Genomic DNA, 22,594 nt, shown 5'->3' on the forward strand with positions numbered 1-22,594 from the left:
CCGCTTCACTTCGAATGGTAACCGGATGAACCGTAACGACCTACGCCGCCTCGATCTCAACCTGCTGATCGTCTTCGAAACCCTGATGCACGAACGCAGCGTGACCCGCGCGGCGGAGAAACTGTTTCTCGGCCAGCCAGCGATCAGCGCCGCCCTCGCCCGCCTGCGCAACCTGTTCGACGATCCGCTGTTCGTGCGCACCGGGCGCAGCATGGAGCCCACCGCCCGGGCCGAGGAAATCTTCGCCCTGCTCTCACCGGCGCTCGACTCGATCTCCACGGCGGTCAGCCGCGCCGCCGACTTCGATCCGGCCACCAGTAGCGCGGTGTTTCGCGTTGGCTTGTCGGATGACGTCGAGTTCGCCCTGCTGCCCGCCCTGCTCCGCCGTCTGCGCGCCGAGGCGCCGGGGGTGGTGTTGGTGGTGCGCCGCGCCAACTACCTGTTGATGCCCAACCTGCTGGCCTCCGGCGAGATTTCGGTGGGCGTCAGCTACACCGAAGAGTTGCCGGCCAACGCCAAGCGCAAGACCCTGCGCCGCAGCAAGGCCAAACTGTTGCGCGCCGACTCGGTGCCGGGCGCCCTGAGCCTGGACGACTATTGCGCCAGGCCACATGCGCTGGTGTCCTTCGCCGGTGATCTCAACGGCTTTATCGACGAGCAACTGCTGAGCATGAGCCGTAGTCGCAAGGTGGTGCTGGCAGTCCCACAGTTCAACGGCCTGGGCGCCCTGCTGGCCGGTACCGACCTGCTCTCGGTAGTCCCGGACTATACCGCCGCCGCCTTGACCGCCGCCGGCGGCCTGCGCGCCGAGGACTTGCCCTTCGCAACCAACAGCTTCGAGATGTCCATGGCCTGGCGCGGCGCCCAGGATAACGACCCCGCCGAGCGCTGGCTGCGCTCGCGCATCCAGATGTTCTGCGGCGACCCGGACAGCTTGTAAACGCTACCCGGCATAGATACCGCCCTGCACCTCTATCGAGGTCGACAAACCGTAGCCCGAATAAGCGCCAGCGCAATCCGGGGGGCTCGGTGCATGTGCAGCCGTTCCCGGATTGCGCCAAGGCTTATCCGGGCTACAGGAGCTTTGTTCACATCCGTAACCATCGATACAAGCCCGCAAACCATCACTAAGAGTGATACTCATCTTCGAGTCGTTCGATTCGCTCCAGCCAGCCCAGCGCCGCACACTCCGCCATCTAAAACTTACTATGGCGGGGTCTCACATGGATCAGTCGAAGAAAAACCTCTGGCATTTTCCCGCGGCACTGGCCGCTCTGTTGGTTCTCAGCGCCTGCGGCCAGGCGCCGGAAGCGCTGCAGCAGATGCCCGCGGCGAAAGTCAGCGTGGCCGAAGTCATTCAGCAACCGATCAACGAATGGGATGAATTCAGCGGACGCTTGGAGGCCCCCGAGTCGGTGGATATCCGCCCACGGGTCTCCGGTTTTATCGACCGTGTGGCATTCGCCGAAGGCAGCCTGGTGAAGCAAGGCGACCTGCTGTTCCAGATCGACCCGCGGCCGTTCCAGGCCGAGGTCAAGCGCCTCGAAGCGCAATTGCAACAGGCCCGCGCCAGCCAGGCCCGCACCGCCAGCGAGGCGCGTCGCGGCGAGCGTCTGCGCCAGAGCAACGCGATTTCCGCCGAACTGGCCGATGCCCGCAGCAGCGCGGCGCAGGAGGCCCAGGCGACGGTGGCCGGCATCCAGGCCGAGCTGGACAACGCCCGCCTCAACCTCAGTTTCACCCGGGTCAGCGCGCCCATCGACGGGCGCATCAGCCGCGCCGAAGTCACCGCAGGCAATCTGGTCAGCGCCGGGCAAAGCCAGCTCACCACCGTGGTCAGCACCGACAAGGTCTACGCCTACTTCGCTGCCGATGAGCGAGTATTCCTCAAGTACGTCGAACTGGCCCGCCAGGCCGGCGCCCAGACCCGCGACGCCAGCCCGGTCTACCTCGGCCTGTCCAGCGAGGACGGCCACCCGCACCTCGGCCAACTGGATTTTCTCGACAACCAGGTCAACCCCAAGACCGGCACCATCCGTGGCCGCGCCGTGTTCGATAACGCCGACGGCCGCTTCACCCCGGGCCTCTATGCCCGCTTGAAACTGGTGGGCAGCAGCACCTACACCGCCACCCTGATCAAGGACGAAGCGGTGGGCACAGACCTGGGCAAGAAGTTCGTCCTGGTGCTCGGCGAGGACAACAGCGTGACCTACCGCGCCATCGAACTGGGGCCGAAGCTGGAAGGTCTGCGCATCGTGCGCAATGGCTTGGCCAAGGGCGAGAAGATCGTGGTCAACGGCCTGCAACGTGCCTTCCCCGGTTCCACCGTCGACCCGCAGAACGTGCCGATGGCCGATGAGCAAACATTGGCTCAGCTGACCCAACAACGCCAGGCCATTGAGCGCCACAACAGTCGCCGCCTCGCCGCGAAGAACAGCCCAGCCAACAACGCGCCACGCGGCTAACAGGTAGACGACGATGAACTTCTCGCAATTCTTTATCCAGCGGCCGATCTTCGCCGCCGTGCTGTCGCTGTTGATTCTGATCGGCGGGGCCATCTCGCTGTTCCAGCTGCCGATCAGCGAATACCCGGAAGTGGTGCCACCGACCGTGGTGGTGCATGCGGCCTTCCCCGGCGCCAACCCCAAGGTGATCGGCGAAACCGTCGCCTCGCCCTTGGAACAGGCGATCACCGGCGTCGAAGGCATGCTCTACATGTCCTCGCAGTCCACCGCCGACGGCAAGCTGAGCCTGACCCTGACCTTCGCCCTCGGCACCGACCTGGACAAGGCCCAGGTGCAGGTGCAGAACCGCGTGACCCGCACCATGCCGACCCTGCCCAGCGAAGTGCAACGCCTCGGCGTGACGGTGGACAAGGCCTCGCCCGACCTGACCATGGTGGTGCACCTGACTTCGCCGGACGACCGCTACGACATGCTCTATCTGTCCAACTATGCCGCGCTCAACGTCAAGGACGAGCTGGCGCGCCTGGATGGTGTCGGCGACGTGCAACTGTTCGGCCTGGGCGACTACTCGCTGCGCGTCTGGCTCGACCCGAACCAGGTCGCCTCGCGCGGCCTCACCGCCAGCGACGTGGTCAGCGCCATTCGCGAGCAGAACCGCCAGGTCGCCGCCGGCTCCCTCGGCGCGCCGCCATCGGATGCGGGCAACAGCTTCCAGCTCTCGATCAACACCCAAGGCCGCCTGGTCAGTGAGGAAGAGTTCGAAAACATCATCGTCCGCGCCGGCGCGGACGGCGAGATCACCCGCTTGAAGGACATCGCCCGCATCGAACTGGGTTCCAGCCAGTACGCCCTGCGTTCGCTGCTCAACAACAAGCCGGCGGTGGCCATTCCGGTGTTCCAGCGCCCCGGTTCGAACGCCATCGCCATCTCCGACGCGGTGCGGGGGCGTATGGCCGAGCTGAAGCAGAGCTTCCCCCAGGGAGTGGACTACGAAATCGTCTACGACCCGACCATCTTCGTCCGCGGCTCCATCGAGGCGGTGGTGCACACCCTGCTCGAAGCCATCGTGCTGGTGGTGCTGGTGGTGATCCTGTTCCTGCAAACCTGGCGCGCCTCGATCATTCCGCTGGTCGCCGTACCGGTTTCCTTGATCGGCACCTTCGCCGTGATGCACCTGCTGGGTTTCTCGCTCAACGCCCTGTCGCTGTTCGGCCTGGTGCTGGCCATCGGCATCGTGGTGGACGACGCCATCGTCGTGGTGGAGAACGTCGAGCGTAATATCGGCCTGGGCAAGAACCCGGTGGACGCCACCAAGCAGGCGATGAAGGAAGTCACCGGACCGATCGTCGCCACCGCCCTGGTGCTCTGTGCAGTGTTTATTCCCACGGCCTTTATCTCCGGCCTGAGCGGGCAGTTCTATCAACAGTTCGCCCTGACCATCGCCATCTCCACGGTGATCTCGGCGTTCAACTCGCTGACCCTGTCCCCGGCCCTGGCCGCCGTCCTGCTGAAAAGCCATGATGCACCGAAGGACGGCTTCTCCAAGGTGCTCGACAAGCTGTTCGGCGGCTGGCTGTTCCAGCCGTTCAACCGCCTGTTCGAGCGGGCCAGCCATGGCTACGTCGGCACCGTGCAGCGCGTACTGCGCGGCAGCGGCATCGCCCTGCTGCTCTACGCCGGGCTGATGGGCCTGACCTACCTGGGCTTTGCGACCACCCCGAGCGGCTTCGTGCCGGCGCAAGACAAGCAGTACCTGGTGGCCTTCGCCCAACTGCCGGACGCCGCCACCCTCGACCGTACCGAGGCGGTGATCAAGCGCATGTCGGCCATCGCCGGCCAGCACCCGGGCGTGGAAAACACCGTGGCCTTCCCCGGCCTGTCGATCAACGGCTTCACCAACAGCCCCAACAGCGGCATCGTCTTCACCCCGCTTAGGGCCTTCGACCAGCGCAGCGATCCGGCGCTGAGCGCCGACGCCATCGCCGCCGAACTGAATGCCCAGTTCGCCGAGATTCAGGACGCCTATATCGCTATCTTCCCACCACCACCGGTGCAGGGCCTGGGCACCATCGGCGGCTTCCGCCTGCAGATCCAGGATCGCGGCAGCCTCGGTTACAACGAGCTGTACCTGCAGACCCAGAACATCCTGGCCAAGGCGCGGCAGCTGCCGGAGCTGAATCCCATGTCGGTGTTCACCAGCTACCAGGTCAACGTGCCGCAGATCGATGCCGCCATCGACCGCGAGAAGGCCAAGACCCACGGCGTGGCCATCGACGACATCTTCGACACCATGCAGATCTACCTCGGTTCGCTGTACGCCAACGACTTCAACCGTTTCGGCCGTACCTATCAGGTCAACGTGCAGGCCGAGCAGCGCTTCCGCCTGGAGCCGGAGCAGATCGGCCAGCTCAAGGTGCGCAACAACCGCGGTGAAATGGTGCCGCTGTCGACCTTCGTCAAGGTCGAGGGCAGCGCCGGCCCCGACCGGGTGATGCACTACAACGGCTTCCTCACCGCCGAAATCAACGGCGCCGCAGCACCCGGCTACAGCTCCGGCCAGGCCGAGGCGGCAATCGCCCAGTTGCTCAAGGAGGAACTGCCCAATGGCATGAGCTATGAATGGACCGACCTGACCTACCAGCAGATCCTCGCCGGCAACAGCGCGATCTTCGTCTTCCCGCTCTGCGTGTTGCTGGCCTTCCTGGTGCTGGCCGCCCAGTACGAAAGCTGGAGCCTGCCGCTGGCGGTGATCCTGATCGTGCCGATGACCCTGCTCTCGGCCATCAGCGGGGTGATCCTGGCCGGCGGCGACAACAACATCTTCACCCAGATCGGCCTGATCGTGCTGGTGGGCCTGGCGTGCAAGAACGCCATCCTCATCGTCGAGTTCGCCAAGGAGCAACAGGAGGCGGGCATGGATCGCGTCAGTGCCGTGCTGCAGGCCTGCCGCCTGCGTCTACGGCCGATCCTGATGACCAGCTTCGCCTTCATCATGGGCGTGGTGCCGCTGGTGCTGTCCTCCGGCGCCGGCGCCGAGATGCGCCACGCCATGGGCGTGGCGGTGTTCAGCGGGATGCTCGGGGTGACCTTCTTCGGCCTGCTGCTGACCCCGCTGTTCTATGTGCTGATCCGCGCCTTCGTCGAGAAGCGCGAGGCGAGAAGAGCCGCGCGCGTGCTGGAGGTGCAGGCATGAGAGCTTTCGCCGGCAACCCCCTGACAATCAGCCTGCTTGCCCTGACGCTGGGCGCCTGCGCCGTTGGCCCGGACTATAAAAGCCCGCAAACCGCGCCGGCCGAGCTGTCCAGCGCCGCAACCGGCCACTACGAGCGCTCGCGCTTCGAGGCGCGCTGGTGGCAACAATTCGATGACCCGACCCTGAACCAGCTGGTACAGCAGTCGCTCGAGGAAAACCGCCAACTGCGCGTAGCCTTTGCCCGCCTGCGCGCGGCCCGGGCCATCCGCGATGACGTGGCCAACGATCAGCTGCCAACCCTCACCAGCCGCGCCAGTGGCGAATTCGGCAAAGCCCAGCAGCCCGCCATCAGCGAGCGACGGGTAAACAGCGAACGCTATGACCTGGGCCTGGACATGGCCTGGGAGCTGGATCTGTTCGGCCGCATTCAGCGTCAACTGGAAGCCAGCGAGGCGCAGATCGAGGTCGCCGAAGCCGATTACCAGCAGCTACAGGTCAGCCTGATCGCCGAACTGGCGGATGCCTACGGCAACCTGCGCGGCGCCCAGCTGCGTGAACGCATCGCCCGGGAAAACCTGGGCAACCAGCAGGAGTCGCGCGGCATCACCGAGCGACGGCGTGACGCCGGCGTGGGCAGCGAGCTGGATGTGTTGCGCTCGGACGCCCGCCTGGCCGCCACCGAAGCCAGCCTGCCGCAACTGCAAGCCGAACAGCTGCGGGCCCGCAACCGTATTGCCACCCTGCTCGGCCAGCGTCCGGAACAATTGCGCGTGGATCTGTCCGCGCAGCCATTGCCGGCCATCGCCAAGGCCCTGCCGGTTGGCGACCCGAGCGAACTGCTGCGCCGCCGCCCGGATGTGCGCGCCGCCGAACGACAGCTGGCCGCAACCACTGCAACCGTCGGCGTGGCCACCGCCGACCTGTTCCCGCGGGTCAGATTGAGCGGTTTCCTCGGCTTTACCGCCGGGCGCGGTTCGTTACTCGGCTCATCAGCGGCGCGCGCCTGGGCTGTGGCGCCGACCATCAGCTGGGCCGCGTTCGACCTGGGCAGCGTGCGCGCCCGTTTGCGCGGCGCCGAAGCCGAGGCCGATGGCGCCCTGGCCAACTACCAACAGCAGGTATTGCTGGCCCTGGAAGAGACGGAGAACGCCTTCAACGATTACGCCAAACGCCAGCAACGCCTGCTCGCCCTGGTGCGCCAGTCGGCAGCCAGCCGCGCCGCCGCCGAACAAGCCGGGGTGCGCTATCGCGAAGGCGAAGTGGACTTCCTCGTGCTGCTGGATGCCGAACGCGAACGCCTGGCCGCCGAAGATGCCCAGGCCCAGGCCGAAGTCGAGCTGTATCGCGGCATAGTCGCCATCTACAAGGCGCTCGGCGGCGGTTGGCAGGTTGATGTTGTAGGGCTGCGCTCCTCGACGCCAACCGACAGGTTGGCGTCGAGCGCTATTCTCGCAATAGCCCCAGGGGGATATGCGCCTTACCAGTGGAGATAGAACATGCCTTTGGCCAGCAGCACGATGCCGAGCATCTGCGCCAGCACGGCCCAGTGCAGCTTACGGTAAAGACTCGGGGTCATACGCCCGGATCTGAGCAGTATGGCGACCAGGCCGAAGCTGAAAAATACACTGACGGCCAGCGCGATCTTCAGGCTCAGTAAGCTGGCGAAACTGCTGGCGAAAGGGTCGGCCAGAGCCTGGCGGTGCTGCCAGGCCAGACCGAAGCCGGCGCCATAGACCAACAGCACGACCCAGTGCAGCACCGTGCGCGTACGCCGGCCGAGCGCCTGTTCCAGCTCGGCCACGGCGGCAGCGCCTACTACTAGTTGTGGCTTGACCTTGGCGAGGATCAGCACCTCGTAGAACAGCGTGCCGATAAAGGCAATCGCCGCGAGCAGGTGAATCACATGCAGCAGTGGATAACTCATCGCCATGGTTCTAACTACTCAGACCGTGCGCGAGAAGCGGCCTTTCTGCTCGCCGCCCAGGTAGGCGTCGAAGGCCATGGCCACGCTGCGCATCATCAGGTGGCCCTGGGGCAGCAGCAGCAAGGCGTCGGCGTGGATCTCCACCAGACCGTCGGCGACCTGCTCGTCGAGCTTGGCCAGCGACTCGGCGAAATACTCGACGAAGCGGATGCCGTGATTGGCCTCGATCTTGGCGAAGTCGACCCGGCCATGGCACATCAGGTCGCTGATCACCTCGCGCCGCAGCAGGTCGTCGGCGCTCAGGCGATAGCCGCGGTGCACCGGCAGCAGGCCCTGGTCGAGCCGCGCATAGTACTGCGAGAGTTCCTTGACGCTCTGACTGTAGCTGTCGCCGACCTTGCCGATCGAGGACACGCCGAGGCCGATGAGGTCGCAATCGGCATGGGTCGAGTAGCCCTGGAAGTTGCGCTGCAGGGTGCCGTTGGCGCGGGCCAGGGCCAGCTCGTCATCCGGCAGGGCGAAGTGATCCATGCCGATATACACGTAGCCGGCCGCGGTCAGGCGTTCGATGGTCAGCTCCAGCAGTTCGAGCTTGCGCTCCGGCGGTGGCATGTCTTCGCGGCGGATCAGCCGCTGGGCGCGCACCAGTTCCGGCAGGTGGGCGTAGCTGTAGGCGGCGATACGATCCGGACGCAGGGCGATGATCTTGCTCAGGGTGGTGTCGAAACTGGCCACGGTCTGCAGCGGCAGGCCATAGATCAGGTCGACGCTGACCGATTTGAACTGCGCCTCGCGCGCGGCGGCGACCAGGGCGTAGACCTGTTCCTCGCTCTGCACCCGGTTGACCGCCGCCTGCACATCCGCATCGAAGTCCTGCACGCCAAAGCTCAGGCGATTGAAGCCGAGCTGGCGCAGGTTATGGATCTGCTCGGTGTCGATGGTGCGCGGGTCGACCTCGATGGAGAACTCGTGGTCGTCGCTGTCATCCATGTCGAACGCCTGGTGCAGGCTGTCCATCAGGTCGGCCAGTTGCGCGCCGGTCAGGTAGGTCGGCGTGCCGCCACCGAGGTGCAACTGGGTCAGTTTGCGCGTGCTGGCGAACAGCTCCGCCTGCATGGCGATCTCGCGCTTGAGGTAGGTCAGGTACTCCACCGCGCGATGGGTCTTCTGGGTGATGATCTTGTTGCAGGCGCAGTAGTAGCACAGGCTCTTGCAGAACGGGATGTGGATATACAGCGACAACGGCTTGGGCGCGGGCACCTGATTGCTGGCCTGGGCAGCGTGCTGATAATCATCGACGGCGAACGCCTGATGGAACTGCGGCGCAGTGGGATAGGAGGTATAGCGCGGCCCCGGGCGATCATACTTCTCGACCAGGGCGCGGTTGAAATTCAGCGATTGACCCATGTTCGATCACCTCGTAGCGTGAGTAGGATGGCCGCGGCAGCGGCTATGTCGGCGCCGGCAAGCATTGGCCCGACTGGGGCGCAAACGCGCGATTATGCCGCCATTGTACTATGTGCCACTCACCCGTCATCTGACGGCGATCAATCCGTACGCAAGACGAAACACGGAAACAGCTGTTCCAAGCACTGCCAGAGCTCACTCACATCTGCGGGCGCGGCGACCCGGGGCAAACTGGGATCGTACATCCGCTCGCTGCGCACCAACTGCACGGCGAGGTTCCTGACGCCGAAGGCATGCAGGCGCTGGCCGATTTGCCAGAGCCGCTCGGCATCCAGTAGGTGCCAGTGCACGGTGATCCGACATTCGTAGTCGACGCCGCTGGCCAGCAGGTGTTCCAGGCTGCGCCAGTTGGCTTTGCCGCTGCCGCTGACGCCGGTGATCAACTCGGCATCCTCGGCCAGCGCCTTGATGTCGAAACCGACCCAATCCGTCGCCTTGAGCGCCCAGGCAAATGCCCAGGGCTTGATCCCGGCACTGTGCAGACCCACGCGGAACCCCAACTGACGCACCTGCTGCATGGCCGGCACCAGACCGCCCTGCAAGGTCGCCTCGCCGCCGCTGAAGACCACGGCCTGGAGCAACCCCTGGCGCCGCTGAAGAAACGCCAGCACCTGCGCCCAGGGGATTTCCTGCTCGCCGCGGGCGGGGATCAACTGCGGGTTGTGGCAATAACGACAGCGCCAGGCGCAACCCTGGCAGAACAGCACACAGGCCAGCAATCCGGGATAGTCGAGGGTGGTCAGGGGCACCATGCCCCCGACCCGTAGCGCTCTACTCACGCGGCCCGCACTCGCGCCGCCGCTTCGGTAAAGTGCTGGCGCTCAAAGTGCTCGGACTGCTTGCCCGGATTGAAGGCGGTGACCGGGCGGTGATAACCCATCACCCGGGTCCAGACTTCGCAGCGTTGGCGTTGTTCTTCAGGCAGTTGCTCGGCTTGCTTCATGGTGTCGCTCCTTGTTGTGGATAAAGGTTGCTTGATTCAGTTGCAGGTCGCCGTGGTGCAGCTCTGTTTCTGCAACAGAACCTCGTCGCATTTCGGGCAGAACTCGTGTTCGCCATCCAGGTAGCCGTGCACCGGACAGATCGAAAAAGTCGGCGTGATCGTCAGATAAGGCAGGCGGAAGCGGCTCAGGGCGTTGCGCACCAGCTGCTTGCAGGCCTGGATCGAGGAGATCCGCTCGGCCATGTACAGGTGCAGCACGGTGCCGCCGGTGTACTTGCACTGCAGTTCGTCCTGCAGCTCCAGCGCCTCGAAAGGGTCGTCGGTGAAGCCCACCGGCAATTGCGAGGAGTTGGTGTAGTAAGGCGCTTCCAAGCTGCCGGACTGGAGAATGTCCGGGTAGCGCTTGCAGTCTTCCTTGGCGAAACGATAGGTGGTGCCCTCGGCCGGGGTGGCCTCGAGGTTGTACATCTGCCCGGTTTCTTCCTGGAAGCGCACCAGGGTGGCCCGCACATGGTCGAGCAGGAGCAAGGCGAACTCGCGCCCCTTCGGCGTATGCATGCCTTCTTCATCGCCCGTGAAGTTGCGCAGCATTTCATGCATGCCATTGAGGCCGATGGTCGAGAAGTGATTGCGCAGGGTACCCAGATAACGCTTGGTATAAGGGTAGAGGCCGGCGTCCATGTGGTGCTGGATCACCTTGCGCTTGACCTCCAGGCTCTCCATCGCCAGCTCCATCAACTGATCGAGGCGCTTGAGCAGACCCTGGGTGTCGCCCTTGAACAGGTAGCCCAGGCGCGCGCAGTTGATCGTCACCACCCCCAGCGAGCCGGTCTGCTCGGCCGAGCCGAACAGGCCGCCGCCGCGTTTGAGCAGTTCGCGCACGTCCAGTTGCAGGCGACAGCACATCGAGCGCACCTGATTGGGCTGCATGTCGGAATTGAGGAAGTTCTGGAAGTACGGCAGGCCGTAGCGCGCGGTCATCTCGAACAGGCGGTCGGCGTTCTCGCTGTCCCAGGGGAAGTCGTGGGTGATGTTGTAGGTCGGGATCGGGAAGGTGAATACCCGGCCCATGGAGTCGCCGGCCTGCATCACCTCGATATAGGCGCGGTTGATCAGCTCCATCTCGGCCTGCAGCTCGCCATAGGCGAAGGGCATTTCCACCCCGCCGATATAAGGGATCTGTTCGCGCAGGTCTTCCGGGCAGACCCAGTCGAAGGTCAGGTTGGTGAACGGCGTCTGGGTGCCCCAGCGCGACGGCACGTTGAGGTTGTAGATGAACTCCTGGACGGCCTGACGCACCTCGGCGAAGCCCAGATTATCCTTGCGCACATAGGGCGCCAGGTAGGTATCGAAGGAGCTGAAGGCCTGGGCGCCGGCCCACTCGTTCTGCAGGGTGCCGAGGAAATTGACCATTTGCCCCAGGGCGCTGGACAGGTGCTTGGGCGGCCCCGCCTCGACCCGCCCGGGAATGCCGTTGAAGCCCTCGTTGAGCAGGCTGCGCAACGACCAGCCGGCGCAGTAACCGGCGAGCATGTCGAGGTCGTGGATATGCAGGTCGGCCTCGCGATGGGCCTGGCCGATTTCCGCGCTGTACACCTCGTCCAGCCAGTAGTTGGCGGTGACCTTGCCCGACACGTTGAGAATCAACCCGCCGAGGGAATAGCCCTGGTTGGCGTTGGCACGCACCCGCCAGTCCTCGCGCGACAGGTACTCGTTCATCGACGCGGCCACATCCACCAGCGCCTTGCGATCGCGGCGCAGCCGACCGTGGCGCTCGCGGTAGACGATATAGGCCCGCGCGGTCTGATAGAAACCGGCCTCCATCAGCACCCGCTCGACGCGGTCTTGCACCTGCTCGACGTCGATATTGGGCAAGTCCAGCAGACGCACCAGCACCGCTTCGGCCAAGTCCCCGGCCTGCGCCTCATCGAACTCGCCACTGGCCTCGCCCGCCGCGATTATCGCCTGGCGAATCTTGCCGAGATCGAACGCGGCGATGCTGCCATCGCGCTTGCATAACTGCTGAGGATGAAGGGCTTTAACCGGGCTGAGCATATTGTCTCCTGACACCACATATAGATATTTATTTATCTGTAACCACAATATGCAGTGGAAGTTACGCCAGAAACACTAGCCGGAGATTGACCTCGATCAAGAACCGCACGGCGCATGAGTTGGCCATTTGCTGGACTGCACAAAATCCGTTGCACATAGGCATGCACTGTTCTGCGACGCCATGGCCTGACTGGAAAGACTGGGGGGCATCCAGCCTATGGAACGATGCAAAACCGCCCCGGAGAGGCGCGCTGACGGCACCGTGGAGGGTTACCTCGTTTATTTAGGCTCTGTACCCGTTAGGTGCTGTATCGCCAGGCACGAACCGTCTGCGATCCGTAGGAGGCCCGACCTCGGGGCGAGCTTTGGCTATATCCGCGAAACGATGGGCAGGCAGCCCTGCGGGCTGCATTCGCCGCGAGGCGCGTGACCCACATGGATGTGGGAAATGCCGCTAGCCTGTCAGGAACAGGCGCGGCCCTCCGACAAGAGATCGCGCCTGCAACACATAATTGAGACAGAGCCTTTATTCAGTGCCAAACCCGACCTAAAGGGGTGAACTGGGCCTAAAAACAGGCAAAAGGAGCCTCGCCAAGCGAGCAACGAGACTTTTTGTTGATGCTTAGTTGACCGTAGATCGCCTTCGGTTGGTCAAATGGTGCCTTAGGGTTAGCCGGGCGGGTTGGCAGCGCATTCTCGGACGGCCTGCTAGGCAGTGACCTACCCCGCCAAACCCAGTAGCGCTTTGCGTTACACTCACGCGGCGAGCATAACCACAAAAAACCGCGTGAAACTGCCATGACAGCACTCTGTACTGCCTTGCCCGACCAGCTTCGCCTGTTGCTGGTGGATGACCATCGGATCTTTCTCGATGGCCTCAGCCTGGCCCTGGCGCCGCTCTGCCCGAATCTGCAGGTTCATACCGCGCAGGATGCCGCCGCCGCCGAGGCGTGCCTGAGCCAGCACGATTTCGACCTGATCCTGCTGGATTTGCGGCTGCCGGACGTCGCCGGACTGGAACTGCTGCAGCGCTGGCAGCAACAAGGACGCATGACCCCGGTGGCGATTCTCAGTGCCAGCGATTCCAATCTGGATGCTCAGGCGGCGCTGGCCGCCGGCGCTCTGGGTTTTATCCCGAAAAGCGCCAACAGCGAAGAACTGCGCCAGGCGGTGACCCGCGTGTTGCTCGGGGAAACCCTGCCGATTGCCACTGCCAAGCCACCGCTGACGCCGCGCCAGCAGGAAATCCTGCTGCTGCTGGCCGATGGCCTGCCGAACAAGGCCATCAGCCGCCACCTGGGCCTGTCCGAAGACACGGTGAAGACCCACCTCAAAGCGCTGTTTCAGGAGCTCGACGTGCATACCCGTACCGCCTGCGTCAGCGCTGCGCGCCAGCGTGGATGGTTATAGGGATGAACGTTGCGGCGCTGGGCTGACGCGGATCGCCGCCCGGCTCATCCGGCGTTTCGCGGCACAAGCCAAGCTTCGCCGGACACCGCCTCACTCGCTGCCGACAACCTGTTCCGATGCTTTCTCCGCGGCCGGCAGCAAAACCGCCAGAGCCTGGCGCAAGCGCGCCGGCAACAGCGGTTTACCGAGCAGGGTGACGTGGGCGGGAATACAGCGCTCCTGCAGCTCGGGGCTGATATCGGCACTGATCAGCAAGGCCGGCAGCATGTTCCCCAGCTCTTCGCGCAAACGCTCAATGGCGCGTAAACCATCTTCGTTGGCGGCCAGGCGGTAATCGCTGATCAACAGCTGCGGCGCCGCCTCTGCCAGGCACGCCAGGGCCGCCGGCAGATCGGCACAGGCCCAGACCTCACAGCCCCAACGCCGCAACAAACCGGACAACGCCTCGCGCCCGGCTTCATCGTCCTCCAGCAGCAAAACCCGCCCACGCAATGCGCTGCCGACCGGTTTGGCTGGCGGCCACTCGGCCACGGCGGCGCGCGGCAAGCGCAAACCAAAGCAGGCGCCCTGCCCCGGACGGGACTCCAGCTGCAACGGATGCTCCAGCAGCGTGGCCAGCTGCTGGACGATGGCCAGGCCAAGCCCCAGGCCACGCTCGGCATTGCGTCCGGGATTATCCAACTGGCGGAACTCCTCGAAGACCTGCGCCTGCTCTTGCGTGCTCAGGCCACGACCGTCGTCGGCAACTTGCAGCAGCACGCCAGCGGCATCTTCCCGGGCGCTGAGCGTCACCCGCCGCGCCTGGGCATGGCGCAGGGCATTGTTGAGCAGATTGCGCAACACCCGCTCGAGCAGCAAAGGGTCGCTGCGCACCCACAAATCCGCGCAGTGCAGATCCAACTCGACGCCCTGCAACTCGGCTTCGCGTTTGGTTTCGCCGCTCAAGCGCTCGAGCAGCGGGCGCAGGGCGAATACTTCAAGCTTGGCTTGCACCCCGCCGGGCAAGGTCAGGCGGGTGTAGTCCAACAGCGATTGCAGCAGGCGGCTGAGTTGCTCCACCGAAGTCGCCAGACGAGCGCTGACCCGCCGCAGATCCGGTTCCTGGCTTTGTTCGAGCAGGTGCTGGGCGTACAAACCCATGGCGTTGAGCGGCTGGCGCAGGTCATGGCTGGCGGCAGCGAGCAGGCGCAACTTGCGCGCGTCATCCGCTTCGGCACGCTGACGGGCCAGGTCGAGCAGACGCAGATTGAGCCAGGCGCCGCGCTGGCCGTGCTCCTGCAGATAAGCGCCGCCACTGCCGATCAGGTTGGCGCAGAGCAGAAACAGCCCCTGATAGGCCAACGCGCCGCCCGGATCGGTCAGCAGCAAGCCAAGCGCCAGAAACAGGATGCAGAAGCCCCAGGCGGCCAGGCTCACGGCGCGAAATGAGACGCCGAGCAGCACGTAACCGAACAACAGAATCAGGAACAGACCGTCGTAGGGCATGGCCACGCCCTGCAGCCAGCACAGGTGGATGATCACCGCCACGCAGGCGCCGTTCAGCGCGTAAGCGCCAATGTAGGCGAGCAATACCCGTCGCGGCGGGCGCTGCGGACGACGGCAGTAGACGAAAGCAGCCAGCACGCCAAGAATGCCCAGCGCGCGCAGGGGCACCAGCGACAGGCTCACCGTCAGCGGTATCAGCAGCAGATCGAGGGCGGTGTAGATCAACTGGAACACAATCGCGGTGCTGACGATCAACAGCAAGCGTCGACTGATGCGCTGCACCCGGTGCTCGACAAAACCCTGTTCCAGCGCCGGAACAAAGCATAACCGTCGGTAGCCACGGCGCTGTTGCGCCAGCAGCAGGCGTTCTTCCTGCTCCAGGTTCATCGGGCCCCGTCCGTTAGCGCGCGCGACGGGGCATGCCACAACCCGGAGTCAAGGCTCGGCGGGTTCGCTGACCTGCTGTTTGGCGGCAATCGCATCATAGGTATCGACTCGGTGTTGGTCGGCGGCGCTGAACAACCGCTGGCGCAAACGCTGCTGCTCATACTGCTGATCCGCCGGACTCAAGCCGTTGCTGTGCAGCGTGGCCAGTTGCTCGCGATAAGTCGTATAACGCTGTTGCCAGGCACGCTCGCTACGTTGTTCGAGCAACAGACGCTCGACAGTCGCCGGATCATAGGACAAAGCCAATGACTGGCGCACCTGTTCCTCACTCGCCCCCTCACGCCACAACCGCTCACTCTCCCCCCGCTGTTCCTGCGCCTGCAGCTGACGCTCCTCGCTGGCGCGCATGGCCGCGGGCAATTGTCCGCGTAAGCGCTGTTGGGCATCGGCCTTGCCCTGTTCGCTCAGGTCTTCGCGCCCGAGTATGGCCAAACTGTCGAGGGTATAGCGTGCATAGGCCTCTTCGGCACCAAACAAGGCCTCGACCGCCCCTGCCGAAAAGTGTCGGCGGCGCAACTCGGCCAGGCTATCGAACGCCTGCTGCAAAGCCGCCAACTGCGCTTGCGGCTGGAGTTGTTGCTGGCCGTTCAGCGGTTGCTGCAACAGCGCCAGGCTGGCGCGCTTGTACTCCAGATAATCGCCCAGCAAGCCGATCAACTGGCCCAGCGCCGGCTCCTGCAAGCGAGCGTTGGCGTCGGCCAGCAACGCCTCAACCGAGGCATCGAGCCCCGCTTGATCGACAGCGCTAAGGAAATAATCGAAATAGTCACGCAGGGCCAGGTCGAGCTGCAGATTTCCGGCGCTGTCGATCTTCAACTCGCCGTCGACCTCGGTACCGTTCATGCCCGGCAGCAACGTCACTGGCGCGGTCGGGGCGACAGCCGTTGGCGCCGGCTGAGGCAACGAGGGGCTGGCAATGGCCGGAGTGACAACTTGAGCCTGGCTGGCCGAATCGACCAGAGCCGCAGCGGACTCCGGCCACTGCCAGTAGAGCGTCAGCCCGGCGGCACCGATGGCCAGCATGGCCAACGGGATAATGGAGCGGATGGGCAAAGGCATGTGACCTCCGGAATGCGGACTGCCTAACAGCCCGCAGGTATAACTGGGATCAGACGCCTTTGTTCTTCAGGCGGTTGGCATGCTGGCGATACAGCGAGACAGGTTCGGTCCAGCCGCGCAGACCGAACAGGTGGTTGATCGCATCGGCATGGTTCAGGTGATAGCTGTCGCCGAGTACCTGGCCCAGGTAGGTCGAGCAGACACCCACCAGGCCGTCGTTCTTCTCGCTGCCGAAGGCCAGACCGGTGATGGCCAGGAACGGATCGAGCGCATCGAAGATGTTGGTGTAGGACGAATTGCCGGTCCAGGAGAAGTAGCGGATGTTATAGCCACGCACATTCTGCACTTCGGTGGACTTGGCACAGTAGCTGGCGTTGTTCACCCCCCACGGATGGCGACTGTTGAGGGCCGCGGTGCCCGGGGTGGTCAGGGTTTCCAGGGAGGCCAGACCGTCCTGCGGATTGTTGTTGCCGGAGAGCAGGTTGATGACCATGCCCAGTGCATTGGCGATGGTATTGGCGCCGCCCTCGATGGCGCCGTTCGGCGGCACCACGCCACGCACCACGTCGGCGACTTTCGAGCCCTTGTTGACGCCGTTGACCGAAGTCACCGAAGCCACCAGATCCGGACGCAGGGAAGCGGCCACCCGCGAGGTCGGTGAGCCCTGGCTGTGGCCGATCAGGTTGACCTTGCCGCCGTTGGCCGCCGCCCAGGGCACAATCTGCCGCGCCAGATCGGCGCCGCGCTGCTCGCTGTCGTTGAACGCGGCAACGCTGGCCACATAGACCTTGGCGCCATCGCGCTCGAGGTTCCAGGGGATGGTATGGAAGTAGTTGATCAGGCCGCCGAGGGTGTCGAAGCCGCTGATGCCGTGCACCAGCACGATGGGGTACTTGGTCTGGGTGTAACCGGCCTGGGCCGTGGCCGCGCCGACCAGGGCGACGGCAGCTAAAGCAGTACAGATAACGCGACGCATGGGTGCCTCCTTATTTTTCTTGTGGGCACGCCGGGAGACTGCGTCCGGCGTGCCCACACTGTAAGGAAGCGAGGACGGCCGGCCCATCGCCCAGATGGGTGAAGAGCCGGCAGCGCATGAATCGGGGTGTCGAGGCGATGGCCTATTCGGCTGCGGCGATCAGCGCAGGATCGTCCGGTTGGCTGCGGCGGAAGAAACCGGCGCTCAGCGTACCCCGCTGCTCGACGCCAATCGGCGAGACGTAAGCGCCTACAGCAAAACGCTGCAAGCCGGTGTTCAGCAAGCCCCGAGGCCCAGCTGCATGAATGCCAGCCCGCCCTGGTGCCAGCCCCACCAGGCCAGGGCCAGCAGCGTGGCGACCGACATGAGCAAGGCACTGTGCAGCCAATATTCTGTATTCATGCTCCGACTCCAACGCCTTGCAGGCGCGCTACCGGCTGCTCGCGTACCGGCCAGTTCAGCGCCGCGGCAAGCAGGCTGAGGAGGATCGCGATCAGCCAGACCAGATCATAGCTGCCGGTGCGGTCGTACAGGTAACCGCCCAGCCAGCCGCCGAGAAAGGCGCCGACCTGATGAAAGAGAAAGATGATGCCACCGAGCATCGACAGGTTGCGCACGCCGAACAGGGTCGCCACGGTGCCGTTGGTCAACGGCACCGTGGCCAACCACAGCAAACCCATGGCGATGCCAAAAACATAGGCGCTCCAGGTGCTCAGCGGGGCCAGGATGAAGGCCGCGATCACCACTGCGCGGGCCAGGTACAGGCCCGTCAGCAGACGCGGCTTGGACATCCGCCCACCGAGCCAACCGGCCGTGTAGGTGCCGAGCACGTTGAACAGGCCAATCAGCGCCAGCACCGTGGTACCGACCAACGCCGGCAAATGCTGATCGACCAGGTAAGCCGGCAAATGCACGCCGATGAATACCACCTGGAAACCGCAGACAAAAAAACCCAGCCCGAGCAACCAGAAACCCGAATGCCCGCTGGCCTCACGCAGTGCCTCGCGCAAGGTTTGTTCGTGGCCCAGAACCGGCTGCGGCTTGTCCTTGACCATCGCCGCCAAGGGCACGATCAAGGCCACCAGTAAACCGAGGGCGAGCAAGGCGGCGGACCAACCGAGCCAGCTGATCAGGCCCAGGGTGCCGGGCAACATGACGAACTGGCCGAGCGAGCCGGCCGCTGCGGCAATCCCCATGGCCATGCTGCGCTGTTCCATCGGCACGACGCGGCCGACCACCCCGAGAATCACCGAGAACGAGGTGCCGGACAGGCCGACGCCGATCAGCAAACCGGCGCTCAGCGACAATGACCAGACCGAATCGGCCAGGCCCATCAAGACCAGGCCACAGGCATAGAACACTCCACCGACCACCACCGTGCGCTGCGCGCCGTAGCGATCGGCCAGGGCGCCGGTGAACGGCTGGGTCAAGCCCCAGATCAGGTTCTGCAGGGCGATGGCGAAGGCGAACACCTCGCGGCCCCAACCGAACTCGGCGCTCATCGGTGGCAGGAACAGGCCGAAGCCGTGTCGAATGCCCAACGACAGGGCGAGGATCAACGACCCGCCCAGCAGAATCCAACCACTCTTGCGCCAAACGGCAGTCATAAAAGCGTCCTTTCGCGGGCAGGCACCCGCCTTCTCGAGAAAAATATGTCGCGCGCTCCCGGCTCGTCGAACGACGCCATCGAGGCGGCTCTCTGGTGCCGCCGATGCATCGCGTCAGTTGCTCCTGCTGCCGATCCGCATGGCCAGGTCGAAGCACGCCCACAGCTTACGTCCGTGCATGCTGCGCCCCAGCCCACGGCTTCGGCCAGACCGGTGGAGCACGGTTGATTCGACCTTTGCGGGTTTTCAGCAGTGAATACTGAGCGACATCAAGCGCGACAGCTATAAGCGCATCGCCGTAGAGCCCGCTCAGGCCACGGCTGACGCTACGCATGGGTTATACCGGCATGGGGGCGACAACATGGACAGTTGTATATACCCCCCTCCGCCGGAGCGGCAGCTACAGTTACCCGGCAATCCAGCGCTACAGATCGAATTCAGCGTTTGCGGCACAGGCTCAGGCCGTCGCCCAGCGGCAACAGCGACAGGTCGATACGCGCATCGTCATGCAGCGCACGGTTGAGCGCCTGGATGGCGCGGGTATCTTCGCTGTCCGGGTTCGGCTCCAGCACCCGGCCGCTCCACAGGGTGTTGTCGAACAGGATCAGGCCGCCCTGGCGCACCAGCCGCAGGGCATGCTCCAGGTAGGCCGGGTAGTTGGTCTTGTCGGCGTCGATGAAGATCAGGTCGAAGCTGCCGGCCTGCCCTGCACGTTCAAGCCCGGCCAAGGTATCCAGGGCCGGCGCCAGGCGTTGTTCGATGCGCTCAGCGAGGCCGGCTTCGCGCCAGTAGCGCTCGGCGATGGCGTTGTAGTCGCCGGGGATATCGCAGCAGATCATCCGCCCCTCCTGCACCATGGCCTGGGCCATGCAGAGAGCGCTGTAGCCGGTGAAGGTGCCGACCTCGAGTATCCGCCGGGCGCCGATCAACTGCACCAGCAGCGCCATGAACTGGCCCTGCTCGGGAGCGATTTGCCAGTTGGCATTGGCCAGTTGCGCCGTCTCGTCGCGCAGCCGCTTGAGCAGCGGCGTTTCGCGCAGGGACACGTCGAGCAGATAGCGGTAAAGGTTGTCGTCGAGCGTGAGGGTGCGGTTGGTCATGGGCTCTCCATGGATGAACACGCGCTACTGGCGTTCTCGTAGGAGCTGGCGCACCCGGGCAATCAGGGATTAGTCGCCAACTCCGCGGTAAATACCCGCTTGGCATCCAGGTAGGTGCGCTGCCAGTAGCTGTTGCTGAGGCTGTCCAGGCGCACGGTGCCGCCGCTGGAGGGCGCATGCACGAAGCGCCCGTCGCCGACGTAGATGCCGGCATGGCTGACCTGGCGCCCACCGTTGGTGGCGAAGAACAGCAGATCACCGCTTTGCAGGGCATTACGGGCAACGGCTGGCGCGCGCATGCGGATTAGTTCGCGGGTCGAACGCGGCAGGCTGACGCCGGCAGCGTCACGGTAGACATAGCCAATCAGCCCGCTGCAGTCGAAACCGCCTGCCGGGGTATTGCCGCCATAGCGATAAGGCGTACCGACCAACCCGAGGGCGCGGAACAATACGTTCTCGGCGCCACCGTGAGAGCTGGCGACGGGCACATGAATGGTTGGTTGTGGAGTAGGAGCACGGCCCGCGCAACCAGTCAGCAGCGCGGCAAGCAGGAACAGGGCAACAGGGGTCGTGACGTTCATCAGCGAAGCGATCCAGAGCCTGAATGCGCTCTACTGTGCCTACTCGGGAGAAACAGCGCAACCTTTGCGGCTGCGCCAGACAATCAGGGGTGCCGGACGGGCTGATCGGCCGACGCCAGGGCCAGGGCTCGTTTGGCTTCGATAAAGGTGCGGTTCCAATAGCGATCTTCCAGGCTATCTACCCGCACACCGCCGCTGCGGCTGCTGGAGGAGTGGATAAACTGATCGTCGCCCAGGTAGATGCCCGCATGGCTGACACGGCCGCGGCCATTGGTGCTGAAGAACAGCAGATCGCCCGGTTCCAACTCTTCACGCTCGACCAGGGGCGCATCGATATTGATCATTTCGCGAGTCGAACGCGGCAATTGCATACCGAGCTCTTCCTGGAACAGGTAACCGATGAAGCCACTGCAATCGAACCCAGACTTCACCGTGCTGCCGCCGTAGCGATAACGGGTGCCCACCAGCGCCAGGCCATGGGACAGAATGCTGTCGGCCAACTGAGGGAGTTCGTAGGGTTTTTCGGTGGCGAAGTCGACCATTGCTGCGGCGTCGGTCTCATCGAAAACAACCGTATGCTTAGCCGGCTTGGCCTGCATCACTGCAGTGCTCGCCGGCGTTTGCGGCGCATGCCCGGCACAGGCGGCCAGAGCCAGAGTGAGCGCAAGAGGCACGAGCGGTGCGAAGTTTTTGAACATGGGCACAAGGTGTCGTAGTTTTTCCAGGGCGCGACTATGCCTTCTACGCCCTTCATTTGCAAATTCTATGGGGCTTGATGTGACTCAGCAGTTCCGGCAAAACATCTAAGCGCCGCACCGCAAGAAACGAACATGCCATTGAATTGCCAGTAACTTTTAAGCTCTAATCGGCCCTGGTCGTCGGATCGATTTTTTTCGCTCAAGGGAATGAGAGTCCTCAGCAGTTTCTGCTGCCGTTGTTTGCTTTCCCGCCTGCGTAAAAAGCCAATTCCCTCGAGACCCTCACCGAGTCGACAAGGAGTTTTCATCATGCGCATGCTTAAAAAAACCGGCCCCCTCGTTCTGGGCGCCTGCATTGGTCTTTCGGCAGGCTGCGCCAACATGTCGCAGAACGAGTGGATGAACAAAGAGAACATCGGCACCCTCGCCGGTGCTGCCGCGGGCGTGCTGATCGGCAGCCAGGTCGGCAGTGGCAGCGGCCGCACCGCCGCCATGATGGTTGGCGCCCTGGCGGGCGGCATGCTCGGCAAATCCATCGGCGCCAAACTGGACGAACGCGATCGCCAGGCCCTGGCCTTGCAGACCCAACAGGTGCTGAACAACAGCCTCGATGGCCAGGCCAGCACCTGGACCTCCGGCCACAGCGGCGCCAGCGCGCAAATCACCCCGGTCAGCACCGAAATCCGCTCGCGCACTGTCGCGGTCAAGCGCACCGCCCAGGTTCAGCCGGTGCCCAACATGCAATTGCTGAACAAGCCCTACCGCGCCTTGAAATCCGCCAACGTGCGCAGCGCGCCGAGCACCAGCGCCGAAAAAGTCGGCGGCCTGGCCAGCGGCAGCACCTTCACCGCCATCGGCCGCACCGACAACGACTGGATCATGGTCGGACGTCAGGGCGTCAGCATCGGTTATGTCTACGCCCCGCTGGTCGCCGCCGTCGGCAGCCAAACCACGGCCAGCACCGCTCAACCTGTCGCGCCCGCTACCGACCTGGATGCCATGGATGTCGCCAGCGCCAAGGAGCAGGGTTTCGACCTGGACAGCCTGAGCCTGGTGGAAGAACAAGTCACCGCCCAGACCACCTGCCGCACGGTCAATTACAACATGACCAGCAAGGGCGCCAACGACCAGCAAACCGTTCAGGCCTGCCAGGCCGCCGATGGTGCGTGGGAACTGATCTGACC

General features: G+C 64.2%; 18 protein-coding genes and 1 pseudogene. 6 read left to right on the plus strand and 13 right to left on the minus strand.

The window, feature by feature from the left end; all coding sequences use genetic code 11:
* The first annotated feature begins 25 nt into the window (after positions 1-25).
* The 4 genes from P8H27_RS14010 (at position 26) to P8H27_RS14025 (ending at position 7,151) form a co-directional block, all read left to right on the plus strand.
* A complete protein-coding gene (locus tag P8H27_RS14010) occupies positions 26-940 on the plus strand; it encodes a LysR family transcriptional regulator (protein WP_289638186.1) in 915 nt (304 codons plus the stop codon).
* Between the two features lie 283 nt (positions 941-1,223).
* Complete coding sequence (gene mexE / locus P8H27_RS14015) at positions 1,224-2,465, plus strand: multidrug efflux RND transporter periplasmic adaptor subunit MexE (RefSeq protein WP_289638187.1); 1,242 nt, start codon at positions 1,224-1,226, stop codon at positions 2,463-2,465.
* A gap of 13 nt (positions 2,466-2,478) precedes the next feature.
* Positions 2,479-5,658 carry an efflux RND transporter permease subunit gene (locus tag P8H27_RS14020; protein WP_289638188.1) on the plus strand — a complete coding sequence of 1,060 codons (3,180 nt, stop codon included), beginning with the start codon at positions 2,479-2,481 and terminating at the stop codon, positions 5,656-5,658.
* Positions 5,655-7,151 carry an efflux transporter outer membrane subunit gene (locus P8H27_RS14025; RefSeq protein ID WP_289638189.1) on the plus strand — a complete coding sequence of 499 codons (1,497 nt, stop codon included), beginning with the start codon at positions 5,655-5,657 and terminating at the stop codon, positions 7,149-7,151. The genes P8H27_RS14020 and P8H27_RS14025 overlap by 4 nt, the downstream gene beginning before the upstream one ends.
* Here P8H27_RS14025 and P8H27_RS14030 read toward each other — a convergent pair.
* From P8H27_RS14030 to P8H27_RS14045, 4 genes and pseudogenes are all read right to left on the minus strand, one after another.
* On the minus strand, positions 7,136-7,582 hold the full coding sequence (locus P8H27_RS14030) for a CopD family copper resistance protein (RefSeq protein ID WP_289638190.1): 447 nt from the start codon (positions 7,580-7,582) through the stop codon (positions 7,136-7,138). The two genes, P8H27_RS14025 and P8H27_RS14030, sit on opposite strands and share 16 nt — an antisense overlap.
* Before the next feature lie 18 nt (positions 7,583-7,600).
* A complete protein-coding gene (hemN, locus tag P8H27_RS14035) occupies positions 7,601-8,989 on the minus strand; it encodes an oxygen-independent coproporphyrinogen III oxidase (RefSeq protein WP_289638191.1) in 1,389 nt (462 codons plus the stop codon).
* A 140-nt stretch (positions 8,990-9,129) separates the two neighbouring features.
* Positions 9,130-9,828 (minus strand): anaerobic ribonucleoside-triphosphate reductase activating protein, encoded by a 699-nt coding sequence (locus P8H27_RS14040; protein WP_289638192.1) that lies wholly within the window; start codon positions 9,826-9,828, stop codon positions 9,130-9,132.
* Positions 9,825-12,047, minus strand: a pseudogene (locus P8H27_RS14045) (ribonucleoside triphosphate reductase). The gene P8H27_RS14040 and the pseudogene P8H27_RS14045 overlap by 4 nt, the downstream one beginning before the upstream one ends.
* 798 nt (positions 12,048-12,845) lie before the next feature.
* Between P8H27_RS14045 and P8H27_RS14050 the strand changes: the two are divergent.
* Positions 12,846-13,457 (plus strand): response regulator, encoded by a 612-nt coding sequence (locus P8H27_RS14050; protein ID WP_289638193.1) that lies wholly within the window; start codon positions 12,846-12,848, stop codon positions 13,455-13,457.
* 90 nt (positions 13,458-13,547) lie between these two features.
* Here P8H27_RS14050 and P8H27_RS14055 read toward each other — a convergent pair whose 3' ends face one another.
* The 9 genes from P8H27_RS14055 to P8H27_RS14095 form a co-directional block, all read right to left on the minus strand.
* Entirely contained in the window at positions 13,548-15,329 is a 1,782-nt protein-coding gene (locus P8H27_RS14055) for a hybrid sensor histidine kinase/response regulator (RefSeq protein WP_289638194.1), read from the minus strand.
* Positions 15,330-15,377: 48 nt separating this feature from the next.
* Positions 15,378-16,448, minus strand: coding sequence for a lipase secretion chaperone (locus P8H27_RS14060; RefSeq protein ID WP_289638195.1), 1,071 nt, complete (start codon positions 16,446-16,448; stop codon positions 15,378-15,380).
* 49 nt (positions 16,449-16,497) lie between these two features.
* A complete protein-coding gene (locus P8H27_RS14065) occupies positions 16,498-17,424 on the minus strand; it encodes a triacylglycerol lipase (RefSeq protein ID WP_289638196.1) in 927 nt (308 codons plus the stop codon).
* A 142-nt stretch (positions 17,425-17,566) separates the two neighbouring features.
* Positions 17,567-17,692: a hypothetical protein gene (locus P8H27_RS14070; RefSeq protein WP_289638197.1), complete on the minus strand. Its 126-nt coding sequence runs from the start codon at positions 17,690-17,692 to the stop codon at positions 17,567-17,569.
* Between the two features lie 8 nt (positions 17,693-17,700).
* Positions 17,701-17,826, minus strand: coding sequence for a hypothetical protein (locus tag P8H27_RS14075; protein WP_289638198.1), 126 nt, complete (start codon positions 17,824-17,826; stop codon positions 17,701-17,703).
* Complete coding sequence (locus P8H27_RS14080; protein WP_289638199.1) at positions 17,823-19,031, minus strand: MFS transporter; 1,209 nt, start codon at positions 19,029-19,031, stop codon at positions 17,823-17,825. Before P8H27_RS14080 ends, P8H27_RS14075 begins: the two co-directional genes overlap by 4 nt.
* A 437-nt stretch (positions 19,032-19,468) precedes the next feature.
* On the minus strand, positions 19,469-20,131 hold the full coding sequence (locus P8H27_RS14085) for an O-methyltransferase (protein WP_289638200.1): 663 nt from the start codon (positions 20,129-20,131) through the stop codon (positions 19,469-19,471).
* A gap of 62 nt (positions 20,132-20,193) precedes the next feature.
* Positions 20,194-20,712 carry a C40 family peptidase gene (locus P8H27_RS14090; protein WP_289638201.1) on the minus strand — a complete coding sequence of 173 codons (519 nt, stop codon included), beginning with the start codon at positions 20,710-20,712 and terminating at the stop codon, positions 20,194-20,196.
* Positions 20,713-20,795: 83 nt separating this feature from the next.
* A complete protein-coding gene (locus P8H27_RS14095) occupies positions 20,796-21,410 on the minus strand; it encodes a C40 family peptidase (protein ID WP_289638202.1) in 615 nt (204 codons plus the stop codon).
* Between the two features lie 309 nt (positions 21,411-21,719).
* On the opposite strand from P8H27_RS14095, the gene P8H27_RS14100 reads away from it, so the two are divergent.
* A complete protein-coding gene (locus P8H27_RS14100; RefSeq protein ID WP_289638203.1) occupies positions 21,720-22,592 on the plus strand; it encodes an SH3 domain-containing protein in 873 nt (290 codons plus the stop codon).
* The last annotated feature ends 2 nt before the right edge of the window (positions 22,593-22,594 follow it).

The organism is Pseudomonas sp. sp1636 (genome assembly GCF_030376615.1).
GTDB lineage: Bacteria > Pseudomonadota > Gammaproteobacteria > Pseudomonadales > Pseudomonadaceae > Aquipseudomonas.

Excerpts from the sequence above, each read along its gene's own strand:
- P8H27_RS14010 (WP_289638186.1), top strand. The coding sequence starts at position 26 with ATGAACCGTAACGACCTACGCCGCCTCGATCTCAACCTGCTGATCGTC.
- mexE (WP_289638187.1), top strand. The coding sequence starts at position 1,224 with ATGGATCAGTCGAAGAAAAACCTCTGGCATTTTCCCGCGGCACTGGCC.
- P8H27_RS14020 (WP_289638188.1), top strand. The coding sequence starts at position 2,479 with ATGAACTTCTCGCAATTCTTTATCCAGCGGCCGATCTTCGCCGCCGTG.
- P8H27_RS14025 (WP_289638189.1), top strand. The coding sequence starts at position 5,655 with ATGAGAGCTTTCGCCGGCAACCCCCTGACAATCAGCCTGCTTGCCCTG.
- P8H27_RS14030 (WP_289638190.1), bottom strand. The coding sequence starts at position 7,582 with ATGAGTTATCCACTGCTGCATGTGATTCACCTGCTCGCGGCGATTGCC.
- hemN (WP_289638191.1), bottom strand. The coding sequence starts at position 8,989 with ATGGGTCAATCGCTGAATTTCAACCGCGCCCTGGTCGAGAAGTATGAT.
- P8H27_RS14050 (WP_289638193.1), top strand. The coding sequence starts at position 12,846 with ATGACAGCACTCTGTACTGCCTTGCCCGACCAGCTTCGCCTGTTGCTG.
- P8H27_RS14055 (WP_289638194.1), bottom strand. The coding sequence starts at position 15,329 with ATGAACCTGGAGCAGGAAGAACGCCTGCTGCTGGCGCAACAGCGCCGT.
- P8H27_RS14060 (WP_289638195.1), bottom strand. The coding sequence starts at position 16,448 with ATGCCTTTGCCCATCCGCTCCATTATCCCGTTGGCCATGCTGGCCATC.
- P8H27_RS14065 (WP_289638196.1), bottom strand. The coding sequence starts at position 17,424 with ATGCGTCGCGTTATCTGTACTGCTTTAGCTGCCGTCGCCCTGGTCGGC.
- P8H27_RS14075 (WP_289638198.1), bottom strand. The coding sequence starts at position 17,826 with ATGAATACAGAATATTGGCTGCACAGTGCCTTGCTCATGTCGGTCGCC.
- P8H27_RS14080 (WP_289638199.1), bottom strand. The coding sequence starts at position 19,031 with ATGACTGCCGTTTGGCGCAAGAGTGGTTGGATTCTGCTGGGCGGGTCG.
- P8H27_RS14085 (WP_289638200.1), bottom strand. The coding sequence starts at position 20,131 with ATGACCAACCGCACCCTCACGCTCGACGACAACCTTTACCGCTATCTG.
- P8H27_RS14090 (WP_289638201.1), bottom strand. The coding sequence starts at position 20,712 with ATGAACGTCACGACCCCTGTTGCCCTGTTCCTGCTTGCCGCGCTGCTG.
- P8H27_RS14095 (WP_289638202.1), bottom strand. The coding sequence starts at position 21,410 with ATGTTCAAAAACTTCGCACCGCTCGTGCCTCTTGCGCTCACTCTGGCT.
- P8H27_RS14100 (WP_289638203.1), top strand. The coding sequence starts at position 21,720 with ATGCGCATGCTTAAAAAAACCGGCCCCCTCGTTCTGGGCGCCTGCATT.